At 60.8% G+C, this 12,072-nt stretch carries 12 protein-coding genes; all 12 read right to left on the bottom strand.

What is annotated here, in order from left to right:
* Positions 1–194: 194 nt before the first annotated feature.
* Entirely contained in the window at positions 195–719 is a 525-nt protein-coding gene (locus AC07OC_RS16265) for a phosphoribosyltransferase (RefSeq protein WP_218340268.1), read from the bottom strand.
* 47 nt (positions 720–766) lie between these two features.
* Positions 767–2,143, bottom strand: coding sequence for an adenylosuccinate synthase (locus AC07OC_RS16260; protein WP_218340267.1), 1,377 nt, complete (start codon positions 2,141–2,143; stop codon positions 767–769).
* 27 nt (positions 2,144–2,170) lie between these two features.
* A complete protein-coding gene (locus AC07OC_RS16255; RefSeq protein WP_218295348.1) occupies positions 2,171–3,319 on the bottom strand; it encodes an ATP phosphoribosyltransferase regulatory subunit in 1,149 nt (382 codons plus the stop codon).
* A gap of 89 nt (positions 3,320–3,408) precedes the next feature.
* Positions 3,409–3,591 carry a DUF2065 domain-containing protein gene (locus AC07OC_RS16250; protein ID WP_218340266.1) on the bottom strand — a complete coding sequence of 61 codons (183 nt, stop codon included), beginning with the start codon at positions 3,589–3,591 and terminating at the stop codon, positions 3,409–3,411.
* A 34-nt stretch (positions 3,592–3,625) separates the two neighbouring features.
* On the bottom strand, positions 3,626–4,537 hold the full coding sequence (gene hflC, locus AC07OC_RS16245) for a protease modulator HflC (RefSeq protein WP_218295350.1): 912 nt from the start codon (positions 4,535–4,537) through the stop codon (positions 3,626–3,628).
* A 9-nt stretch (positions 4,538–4,546) separates the two neighbouring features.
* Positions 4,547–5,920, bottom strand: coding sequence for an FtsH protease activity modulator HflK (gene hflK, locus AC07OC_RS16240; RefSeq protein WP_218340265.1), 1,374 nt, complete (start codon positions 5,918–5,920; stop codon positions 4,547–4,549).
* Positions 5,921–5,974: 54 nt separating this feature from the next.
* Positions 5,975–7,144 (bottom strand): GTPase HflX, encoded by a 1,170-nt coding sequence (gene hflX / locus AC07OC_RS16235; RefSeq protein ID WP_218340264.1) that lies wholly within the window; start codon positions 7,142–7,144, stop codon positions 5,975–5,977.
* 69 nt (positions 7,145–7,213) lie between these two features.
* Positions 7,214–7,468, bottom strand: a complete 255-nt coding sequence (gene hfq, locus AC07OC_RS16230) for an RNA chaperone Hfq (RefSeq protein ID WP_218295353.1) — start codon at positions 7,466–7,468, stop codon at positions 7,214–7,216.
* A 105-nt stretch (positions 7,469–7,573) separates the two neighbouring features.
* Complete coding sequence (der, locus tag AC07OC_RS16225) at positions 7,574–8,917, bottom strand: ribosome biogenesis GTPase Der (RefSeq protein ID WP_218340263.1); 1,344 nt, start codon at positions 8,915–8,917, stop codon at positions 7,574–7,576.
* Positions 8,918–8,930: 13 nt separating this feature from the next.
* Positions 8,931–10,058, bottom strand: coding sequence for an outer membrane protein assembly factor BamB (bamB, locus tag AC07OC_RS16220; RefSeq protein WP_218295794.1), 1,128 nt, complete (start codon positions 10,056–10,058; stop codon positions 8,931–8,933).
* Positions 10,059–10,099: 41 nt separating this feature from the next.
* On the bottom strand, positions 10,100–10,786 hold the full coding sequence (locus AC07OC_RS16215; protein WP_218340262.1) for a YfgM family protein: 687 nt from the start codon (positions 10,784–10,786) through the stop codon (positions 10,100–10,102).
* A 14-nt stretch (positions 10,787–10,800) separates the two neighbouring features.
* On the bottom strand, positions 10,801–12,066 hold the full coding sequence (gene hisS, locus AC07OC_RS16210) for a histidine--tRNA ligase (RefSeq protein ID WP_218340303.1): 1,266 nt from the start codon (positions 12,064–12,066) through the stop codon (positions 10,801–10,803).
* Positions 12,067–12,072 lie beyond the last annotated feature (6 nt).

The following is a 12,072-nucleotide window of genomic DNA, read 5'->3' as shown; positions in this document are numbered from 1 at the left end:
CTACAACCCAAAACCAAACTTTCTTCTTCCACCTTCTCAGCCCCGGCAACCACAGGGCCTAGACCCCATCATCACCCGAACCTCCAGCGCCCCGCATCTCTGCAGCACCGCCTCAGTAGCGAAGCCCTCGACTATAGCACCAATTTCAGAGAGGCAGATGAAAGTCCGTGAAATTTCAGAATTCGCAGCCCTCTCTACACACGCCACTTCTCGAGCAACTTGTCAGGGCTCAGGCTGTCATAGCCTTCAAAGGGCTGATGAATCCAGGGGTTTGTCGGCAGAAATTCCACAGAGTAGTCCGCAGAGAACGTAGACAGGCCCTTCGTCCAGATCACCGCACTGCGCAGTTCGGTGATCGGAGCATAGTTGGTCTTCAACATATTGATCACGGCATGCAGAGTGTGGCCGGAGTCCGCAAGATCATCGACCAATAGCACCTTCCCCGCGATCTCACCCTTGGGGGTAGTGATGAAGCGAGCGATATCCAGATGCCCCTGCACGGTGCCGGCTTCGGCACGGTAGGAACTGGTGGACATGATGGCCAGGGGCTTGTTGAAGATACGACTCAGGATATCGCCGGGACGCAACCCGCCCCGTGCAAGACACAGGATCGTGTCGAACTTCCATCCCGACTGATGCACCTTGAGGGCCAGCTTCTCGATGAGGCTGTGATACTCGTCATAACTGACATAGAGGTGTTTGCCGTCTTCGGTCAACATGAAATGGCTCCTGAATGTATAGCTGTAGAGGCGAGGGTCAAAGGCAATCAGCCAGCGACATAAGGATGGCGCATCATGATGGTGTGATCCCGATCCGGACTAGTAGAAATCATGTCGATCGGCACACCTGTCACCTGTTCGATGCGCTCCAGGTAGCGCCGGGCACTTTCCGGGAGCTTGGCATAGTCGGTCACACCAACGGTGGAGTCACTCCACCCTGGCAATGTCTCGTAGATAGGGGTGCAGCGGGCGATGTCTTCGGCCCCCATGGGCAACAGATCAATGCGTTCGCCATCGAGCTCATATCCCGTGCAAAGCAACAGTTCTTCGAGGCCATCCAGAACGTCCAGCTTGGTGATGCACAAGCCAGAGAGGCCATTGACCTGCGCACTGCGCTTGAGCAATGCGGCATCAAACCAGCCGCAGCGGCGGCTGCGTCCAGTAGTCACGCCCTTTTCAGCGCCCACCGTGCTCATGTGGTAACCCGGCGTACCTGGCACTTCCCAGTCCAGCTCGGTGGGAAATGGCCCCCCGCCCACACGGGTGCAATACGCTTTGGTGATGCCAAGGATGTAATGCAGCATGCCAGGCCCCACGCCGGATCCCGCCGCTGCGTTGCCGGCCACGCAGTTGCTGGATGTGACATAGGGATAGGTGCCATGGTCCACATCCAGCAACGTACCTTGTGCACCTTCGAAAAGGAGATTGGCGCCTTCGCGGTGGGCATCGTTCAATTCACGCGACACATCGGCCATCATGGGCTTGAGCAATTCGGCATGGCGCATCGCCTCTGCATAGACCACGTCAAACTGAACCTTGCCATCCTGGATGTACAGCTTGAGCGCATCACCAAACACGAACGAGCCGGAGCGGAGGTACGTCGTGAGGGTATGGTTGTGCAGGTCCAGCAACTCACGCAGCTTGGCTGCAAACCGCTCTGGGTATTTCAGGTCCTGCACCCGCAGTGCGCGGCGGGCAATCTTGTCTTCGTACGCGGGACCAATACCCCGCCCTGTTGTTCCAATCTTCTCCGTACCGCCCTGCTCGCGCGCGGCTTCACGCGCCACGTCAATGGCAGCATGGAAAGGAAGGATCAAGGGACAGGCCTCGCTGATGCGCAGGCGTGACCGCACTTCGACACCCGCCTTCTCAAGGCCTTCGATTTCCTCGAACAGTTTGGCAGCCGACAGCACGACGCCGTTGCCGATGTAGCACTTCACCCCGGGTCGCATGATGCCGCTGGGAATCAAGTGCAACGCAGTCTTGACCCCATTGATCACCAGCGTATGGCCAGCGTTGTGCCCGCCTTGAAAACGGACCACGCCTTGGGCACTCTCTGTCAGCCAATCAACCAGTTTGCCCTTGCCTTCGTCACCCCACTGGGTCCCGACCACCACTACATTGCGACCTTTGGTTGCTTTCATCTCAAACCCAATTCAATTTTCAATTGCTCAAACAGCCTGCACGACCCACCGGCCCGCAACCTGCACCAGTTCCCGGTCGCAGTGGAACTCGTCCACTTCGCTCTCATGCCCCGGCAGAACGCAGACCACCGTCTCACCCGCCTTGCGGAGTTTGGCGATGGCCGCATTGACCTCATCGGACTCCTCCCATGGGGCCCGGATCGCCGCCTTCAACGCACGCGGCGACACTACGCCGACCACCTGCTTGAGATCCAAGCTGAACCCTGCCGCGGGGCGGTTTCTACCGAACACGGCCCCCACTTCGTCATAGCGCCCGCCTCGGACCAACGCATCGCTTGCACCCGGTGCATAGATAGCGAAACGTGCACCGCTGTAATACGCATAGCCACGCAAATCGGCCAGATCAAACGTCACGGTAGCCCCCTCCAACCGGGTAGCAAGCCATTTCAAATTTGATAGCAGCAGGGGAATGTCGGGAAAGTGCTTGAGCGCTTTTTCAGCCTCATCCAACACAGCCTGATCTCCATACAGCTGCAGCAGCGCCAGCAAACCTTTGCGAGACTTCTCGGGGAAAGCGCGGGTCAAAGACACCAATTCGCCAGCGTCCTTGGCAGCCAGCGCGGCATGGATGGCACTCAACACCTGGGCATTCAGCGGCACGCCAGCCAGCAGGCTGCGCACAATCCGCACGTCCCCCAGGTCTATCGTCGTGCCACGAACGTCCGCAACCCGCAGACACTCCCGGGCCAACTGCAAAGCCTCGAGGTCCGCCTCCAGCCCGGCATGCCCGTATATCTCCGCGCCGAACTGCAGGGGCTCGCGTGTGGCATGGGGACGGTCAGGCCGGGTGTGCAGTACGGGGCCGCAATAGCACAGCCGAGCAACCCCCTTGCGATTGAGCAGGTGCGCATCGATGCGGGCCACTTGGGGGGTGGTGTCCGCCCGCAGCCCCATGGAACGCCCGGAGAGCTGATCCACCAGCTTGAAGGTCTGGAGGTCGAGCGCCTCGCCAGTACCTGTCAGCAAGGATTCGAGATGCTCCAGCAAAGGAGGCATCACCAGCTCATAGCCATAACAACGGGCTGTATCAAGCAGCCCGCGACGCAATTCTTCGATGTGCCGCGCTTCGGACGGCAAGACATCGGCAATGTGATCCGGAAGGACCCAAGCAGACATGGAGAAAAGGGGAGGCTGTTAAAACCGTGATTCTACCGGGAGGAGAGCGAAGGCCCGAGAGACTCCACCGCCAGGACTCCAAGCCCAGGTCAGAACCACAGCATGGCAACACCGGCAACGATGGCCAGCAATGCGAAAAAACGTATCTCGCCATCCTGCAGCAGTGCAATCTGGGAGACCGCACGCCGCCAGCCCTGTGGCGATAGGAAGGGCAATAGCCCTTCAATCACCAGCACGAGGGCCAGAGCCGTCCAAAGACTGTCAAAAGTCACTGCGGCAAGCTACCAACAACCAGGGCGGGGGAACTCACTTGCGTGCCGCGGCAGCAGGCGCCGTGGCCGAGGTTCCGCCTCGGAAAGTCTTGAAGAATTCCGAAGACGAGGGATCGAGGACCATCACGTCGGTCTTCTTGTTGAAGCTGGACTTGTATGCCTCCAGGCTGCGGTAGAACTGGGCAAACTGTGGGTCCCGGCCAAAAGCCTCGGCGTAGATGCGCGCTGCTTCAGCATCGCCTTCACCCTTGATCTTCTGGGCATCGCGATAGGCATTGGCAATCGCTATCTCACGCTGACGATCTGCATCCGCCCGAATTTTTTCGCCCTCAGCCGCCCCTGTGGAGCGCAGTTCATTGGCGACACGCTTACGCTCAGCCTCCATGCGCCGGTAGACCGATTCCGTGATGGCTTCCACGTAGTCGACGCGGGTGATGCGCACATCCACCACGTCCACACCCCAGGGCTTGGCCCCGCGAACGGTCTCGAGCACTTCGCGCTTGACATCTGCCATCAGCGCCTCGCGTTTGAGAGACAGCAGTTCCTTGACCGTGCGCTTGTTGATTTCCTCCTGAAAGGCATTGCGCACCACCCGATTGAGCTGCATGGCCCCGGCGCTTTCGTCCAACCCCACATTGCGGATGTACTCCGTGGGTTCGGAGATGCGCCAGCGCACATACCAGTCGATGACCACACGCTGTTTTTCAGCCGTCAGCATGGGTTCTGTATCGCTGCTGTCCAGCGTCAGAAGACGCTTGTCGATATACGACACGTTCTGGAAAGGCGGCGGCAGCTTGAAATTCAAGCCCGGCTCGGTAATCACTTCCTTGATCTGCCCCAGCGCGTAGAGCACGCCAAACTGGCGCTGGTCCACCACGAAAAGCATGGAGCTCATGAGGGCCAGCACCACCAGGAGGGTAGATGCAATAAATCCGACTCTGTTCACGAGCAGCTCCTAGCGAGATTCACGATCGCGTGCGCGACTGCTGTCACGCGCTCGGGGGTCATTCGAAAAAGTGGACGAAGGCACGGCAGGCACCACCGCTGGGGCGGGCGCAGCGGCAGCCGGAGCATCCAGAGGCCCTGCTCCGCTCGCCACGCCTTGCATGATCTTGTCCAGGGGCAGATACAGCAGATTGGAGCCCTGGCGCGACTCGACCAGCACTTTGGTCACATTGCCGTAAATCTGCTGCATGGCCTCCAGGTACATGCGGTCACGGGTCACCTGAGGCGATTTTTGGTATTCCGCCAGAATGGAAGAGAAGCGTTGCGCATCGCCTTGCGCCTGCGCAACAATCCGCGCCTTGTAAGCTGCCGCCTCCTCATTCAAGCGCGACGCAGAGCCCACTGCACGCGGGATGACATCATTGGCGTATGCCTGCGCTTCGTTCTTGGCCCGCTCGCGCTCCTGCCCTGCTTTCAGCACATCGTCAAACGACGCCTGCACCTGTTCAGGTGGACGCACCCCCCCCTGCTGCAGGTTGATTCCAACAACTTCGACACCGACCTTGTAGCGGTCAAGAATGGTTTGCATGAGCGCACGGACCCGCGGTGCAATCTGGTCACGCTCTTCGGCCAGGGCCGTATCCATGCGCATCTTTCCTACCACTTCGCGAACCGCCGTTTCGGCGGCCTGTACCACTGCATCCGACGGATTCTTGCTTTCAAACAGCCAGGCGCGTGCATCACTCAAGCGGTACTGCACGGCAAACTTGATCTCGACGATGTTCTCGTCTTCGGTGAGCATGGCCGACTCGCGCAGGCCGGTGCTCTTGATGACGCTGTCCCGGCCCACGTCGGCGGAGCGAATCTGGGTCACGAAAACAAGCTCGTGGCGCTCGATGGGGTATGGCAATCGCCAGTTGAAACCCGCGCCCACCGTACTCTTGTATTTGCCAAACTGAGTGATCACGGCCTGCTGGCCTTCCTGGACGATGAAGAACCCTGTCCCCATCCAGATGACAAACACAATCCCGGCGATCAGCCCCACACCAACGCCTGCGCTCTTCATGTCGGGTTGGAACCCGCCGCCCGAACCGCCACCGTTGCCCGGCCCGCGCCCGCCACCGTTCTTGGATCCGAACAATCCGCCCAGCTTCCGATTCAGGTCGCGCCACAGTTCGTCGAGATCCGGCGGCTGCCCATTGCCCGGGCGCTGGTCACCCCCCCGGTTTCCCGAAGGCGGGGGAACGGGGCGGTCCTCTGGGCGTGCGCCATCATCGGACTTGTTGTCTTCGCCACGTCCCCACCGGGGATCGTTCAGGTTGAACATGCCCCGAATACGTGCTGGCAGCGAAGTCCAGCGTAGGGTGCGATTTTGGAAATTCATGCGCAAAGTCTCTGGTTCTCTGGATGGCATCGGTAATGCTGGCATTGTGCCCAATCAGGGCTCGGACCCTGGCAATTCAATGGCGACACCAGGGGTCATGCCTTCTTGAGCCGCAATCACCACCCTGGATGCAAGCGCCTGGCGAAGCGTGTCCAGCCCTTCGCTGGAGCGCGCGCTCACGAACAGGCGCTGGAACAATTGCCCGTCCACATCGTACTGATCCTCCAGAAGCGGGGGACGTTGCTCCGCCTGCAGCGCATCCAGCTTGTTGAACACCAATATCTGAGGAATATCCGCAGCCCCGATCTCATGCAGCACTTTCTGGACCTGCGCCATCTGCTCCGGAAAACCCGGATTGGAGGCATCCACCACATGAAGCAGCAGATCCGCATCAATGGCCTCCTGCAACGTCGCCTGGAATGCATCCACCAGGCCATGGGGCAGGTCGCGAATGAATCCCACCGTATCGGAGAGGGACACCGATCGTCCTGCATCGCCCAGATACAGTTGGCGCGTTGTCGTGTCCAGCGTGGCAAACAGTTGGTCTGCGGCATAGGCACGGGCCTTCACCAACGCATTGAACAAGGTGGACTTGCCCGCATTGGTGTAGCCGACCAATGAAATATTGAAGGTGTCGCGCCGCTCCCGTTGCCGCCTCTGGGTGGACCGCTGCCGCTTGACCTTGACAAGACGCTCGCGGGTGCGCTTGACGGCGTCGCCAATCATCCGGCGGTCGAGTTCAATCTGCTTCTCGCCAGGGCCACCACGTGCGCCAATCCCACCCGTCTGACGCTCCAGGTGAGACCATCGACGCACGAGGCGGGTGCTGAGGTACTGCAGTCGCGCGAGCTCCACCTGAAGCTTGCCCTCATGGCTGCGGGCGCGCTGGGCAAAAATCTCCAGAATCAGCAGCGTGCGGTCGTTGACTGGAAGCTCAAGGTGACGCTCCAGGTTACGTTGCTGGGCTGGGCTGAGCGATTGATCGAACAGCACCTCTACCGCACCGTGCATCTGTGCCGCAGTGCGAATTTCGTCTGCCTTGCCACTTCCGACAAACAAGGCCGCGTCCGGGGCCTTGCGTTTGCATGTCAGGCGGCCAACCGGGTTCATACCCGCCGTCTGTGCGAGCAGGCCCAATTCCTCGAGATCGCCATCAAAATGGGGAAAACCAAAGTCCACCCCCACCAGCAGCACCGGGGTGCCGTCCACGCGCGAAGATGTCATCGCATGCAAATCAGATAGCCTTCTCGCACCATCCGTGCAAGAAGCGAAGACCGGTTCAGAAACAACAACTCAAGCGTTGCTGCTATCTGCATCAGGGGTGTCGGCGGTGGAAAAATTGACGGCGCGACCTGGCACGATGGTGGAAATAGCGTGCTTGTAAACCATCTGGGTCACTGTATTGCGCAGCAACACCACATACTGGTCGAATGACTCGATCTGCCCCTGCAGCTTGATTCCATTCACCAGATAGATGGAAACAGGAACATGCTCCCGACGCAGCGCGTTGAGGAAGGGATCTTGCAAAAGCTGGCCTTTATTGCTCACGATATTCTCCGTGTTCAAAATGTTGTTGTAAACCAGCACCTTACCACAGCCCGAAGGGCAAATCGGGCTGGTAGTGCATGGCCCTTCAGGGCTCCAGCCTTTGGATCAGGCCTCGTCCTTGTCGGCAAAAGGATTGTGGGAGGTTTTCATTTCTATCCGCAGCGGCGTGCCCACCAGATCAAACTCTTTGCGGAAGCGTCCTTCCAGGAAGCGCTTGTAGGCATCGGTGACATGTTCGAGCGAATTGCCATGGATCACGATCACCGGCGGGTTCATGCCCCCCTGGTGTGCATATCGCATCTTGGGGCGGAACATGCCTGCTCGCTTGGGACTTTGGAACTGCACAGCCTCCAGGAGCAGGCGTGTAAGCACCGGCGTGGACATTTTGCAGGTTGCCGCCTTGTGCGCCTGGGCGATCGACGTCCACAGCGGCCCCAGCCCCTGCCGCTTCTTGGCGGAAATGAAATGCATCGAGGCAAACTTCAGAAAGGCGAGCCGGGTCTCGATGGACCGTTCCAGCAACTGGCGCTGGTAGTCGTCCACGGCATCCCATTTGTTGACAGCCACCACCACGGCCCTGCCGCTTTCAAGGATGTAGCCTGCGATGTGCGCATCCTGATCCGTGACCCCCTGGGTCGCGTCCAGCAGCAGCAGAACCACGTTGGCCGATTCAATGGCCTGGAGAGTCTTCACGACCGAAAATTTCTCGATCGCCTCAAACACCTTGCCCTTGCGGCGCAACCCCGCCGTATCGACCAGCTCGAAGCGTTGGCCATTGCGCTCGAATGGCACGGTGATGGCATCCCGGGTCGTGCCCGGCATGTCAAACGCGACAAGGCGCTCCTCGCCAAGCCAAGTGTTGATCAGCGTCGATTTACCGACATTGGGCCGCCCTGCGACGGCAAGCTTGATGATGCTCTTGTCGGAGCCGGTCTCGGAGTCGTCCGGCTCAGGAAGCTGCAGGGGTTCCAGGGCGATATCAACCAGACTGCGGATACCCTGCCCATGCGCCGCGGACACGGGATACACCTCGCCCAGCCCCAGCTCATAAAACTCTGCCAGCTGCACGCCTTCCAGCATGCCCTCCGCCTTGTTGGCGACCAGCACACAGGGTTTGCCAAGGCGGCGCAGGTAGTTTGCAATGTCATGGTCCTGCGCAGAAACGCCGGCACGTGCATCGACCACGAAGATGACCACATCCGCCTCGGCAACGGCCTGCTGCGTCTGCTTGGCCATCTCCTTGTAGATGCCACTCGATGCATCAGGCTCGAAGCCCCCTGTATCGATGACGATGTACTCGTGCTTGCCTTGCTTGCCATTGCCGTAATGCCGGTCTCGCGTCAGCCCGGCGAAATCCGCCACGATGGCGTCGCGAGACTTGGTCAGACGGTTGAAAAGCGTGGACTTGCCGACATTCGGACGCCCGACGAGGGCGATAACTGGCTTCATTGAATAAGATCCATCAATCAGGACGGAATCCGTAGACGCCACCGTTTCGCGTGACCACCACCAGCGTATCGGCAGCGACAGCAGGCGCCGCAGCTATGCCGGATGCATCGGTGGCAATGCGGTTAAGCGGAGAACCGTCCGCACGGGAAAGTAGATGAACGAGGCCTGCATCGTCCCCGACCACCACCGAGCGCCCCAGCAGCAAAGGCGCTGTCAGTTTGCGGTGCTTGAGCCTGTCCGTCGCCCACAGGCGTGAGCCGTCGCTGCGGCGCCACGCAATCACCGTGCCATTGCTCTCGGCCCCGAACAGCGCTTCGCCATCGCCGTGCACTCCATCGGCTCCACTGGCCGGCTGCGTCCAGGCCACCGCGCCTCTGGCCGTATTGACGCAACCCACAGCCGACTGGAAGGCCCGTGCACAGACGGAGTCCCCTACCCGGCTGGTACGGCCGACCAGTTCCACCAGGCGTTCGACATCATTGGTACCGCGCGAACTGGCCAGCGGCGCCTCCCAGCGAACGCTGCCGTTGTCCGGGTTCAAGCCCACAAGGCGGCCGGCAAAACCCGCCACCAAGGTATCTCCCACAGCCAGGAGCACGCCGGCTTGGCGCAAGACCAAGGGGTCTCCAGGGCGCTGCTGGCTCCAGAGCTTGCGCCCCGTCACAGCATCGTAGGCGGCCAGCGACCGATCCGTCGACAGCACAAAGACACGCCCGCCAGCAACCAGGGGGGGCGTGAATACCTGCGCAGCCAGGGATTGCCGCCATCGCTCACGGCCGGCATCCAGAACAATCAACGTGTTGCTGCGGGACACGACAGCCGCAGACTTTCCATCGCTTCCCACACCCGCGGACAAGGGCTCGGCCAGTGCGGTGCGCCATACGTCTCCACCGGTGCGCGCATCGATCGCAGCCACCACGCCGTCAGCGGATGCCACGGTCACCACATTGCCTGCGGAGTGGACCTCCAGCGGAAATCCTCCGACGTTGCCGATGCGCGCTGTCCATGCCTGCCGCACACCCAGGACAGCGACATTGGCCCCCAGATCGGCAGGTACGGGTTTGGAGCTGCTGCCACTCCACAGCGAACACCCGGCCAACGTGGCGACCAGCACCGCGGACGAAACGCCACGCAGCAGCATCCGCCCGCCCGGCGTGTTGTTTGCACAAATGAACGCCATGGTTATTTCACCCCTTCCACAGGAGCAGCCGCAGCCACCGCGATACCCTGCGGCGAGACCCCCAGGGCACCAAGCTTGATTTCCACGAGGCGCCGATACTCCACACTCTCCTCGAAGGCCTTGTATGCCTTCGCATACTCCGCGATCGCCTCTGTGCGCTTGCCCTGCAGGGAATAGATATCACCCTTGCGATCTGCGAACACCGCTTCAAACTCAAGGGGAGTGCTGCCAGACACCTGCTTGAGCGCCTCATCGTAGTTTTTCTGGTCCATCAGCACGCTGGCCAAGCGCAACCTGGCCAGCGCCTTGAGGCCATCATCCCCTGACTGGGCGGCCACCCAGGCCAGCGCTTCTTTCGCGCCATCGGCATTGCCGACATCCACCATCGTCTTGGCGAGCGCGAGGCCGGCCTGGCTGGCCTGCGTAGTGCCCGAATACTTGGCCTTGAGGTCGGCAAACGCCTGCGCCATGCGCGCTTGATCCCCCGTCCGGGCAGCCACGTCCACGGCATCAAAGAGCGCCGCAGCCTGGCTCGCCTGGCGGTTTTGCCAATACTGGTATCCGTTCCACGCAACCAGGGAGCCCGCCACCAGAATCAGTACCGAACTGATGAGCGTGCCCCAGGTTTTCCAGAAATGCTTGAGCTGGTCAAGCTGTTCTTGTTCTTCGAGATCTAGGTGATTTGCCATGGAATATGTTCTGTTTAGCGGTTGGATTGTAGGTGGGACACCCATTCGACCAGTGAGTCCAGCGGTTGCTCGGCCTGCGCTCCGACACCATCGCGCAAGGACTTGACAACAACCATCCCTCGGGAGAGCTCATCGTCGCCAAAGACCAGTGCATGCAGCGCGCCGCTCGCATCTGCCTTCTTGAACTGGGACTTCATGCTGCCCATTCCTTCACCGCCTGCGGGCGCAGCATGCATCTGCACACTGACGCCAAGCTGCCGCAGGCGCTCGATGGCCGCCACCGCCACCGGCAACGCCGCCGCCGAGGGAATCACCGCATACACATCGGGAGCCAGCGCCGGCAATGCGCTGGCCTGCTCCTTGAGGAGTTCGAGCACACGCTCAACCCCCAGCGCCCAGCCCACCGCTGGCGCAGCCTTGCCACCAATCTGACCGATCAGGTAGTCGTAGCGGCCGCCGCCACAGATCGTGCCCTGCGAGCCCAATTGGTCGGTGACGAACTCGAACACGGTCAGGTTGTAGTAGTCCATGCCCCTGACAAGGCGCGGATTGACGGTCCATGCGACGCCATTGGCACTCAGGATGGACTTCACTGCGTCGAAATGCGCGAGCGACTCCGGCCCCAGGAAATCGATCAACCGAGGTGCGGCCTCCACGATGGCCTGCATGGCGGGGTTCTTGGTATCCAGAATGCGCAGGGGGTTGCTGTGCAAACGCCGGCGTGCTTCTTCGTCCAGCACATCGGCATGCTGCTCGAGGTACGAGATCAGCGCAGCACGATGGGCCTTGCGTTCATGGGGCTCGCCCAGGCTGTTGAGCTCCAGCCGCACATTCTGAAGCCCCAGTTCACGCCACAGCCCCTGGGCCAGCAAAATCAGTTCCGCGTCGACTTCGGCGCCCGGAAAACCCAGCGCCTCGGCGCCAATCTGATGGAACTGGCGATACCGCCCGCGCTGCGGACGCTCGTGGCGGAACATGGGCCCCATGTAGTACAGGCGCTTGCCCCCGTCGTACAGCATGGAATGCTCGGCCACGGCGCGCACGACGCCTGCCGTCGCCTCGGGGCGCAGGGTCAGGTGCTCGCCATTGAGACGGTCCTCGAACGAGTACATCTCTTTTTCAACAATATCGGTCACCTCGCCGAGCCCCCGCACAAAAAGCGGCGTGGGCTCGACGATCGGTGTGCGGATATTGCGGTAGGCGTAGCGCGCCATCAGGCCCCGGACCTTGGCCTCCAGCCACTCCCAGCGGGCAGATTCCGGAGGCAGGATGTCATTCATGCCTTT

The organism is Acidovorax sp. GW821-FHT10E04, from assembly GCF_059415185.1.
The sequence above is the reverse complement of the archived record's forward strand: the minus strand, read 5'-3'. Positions and strand labels throughout refer to the sequence as shown.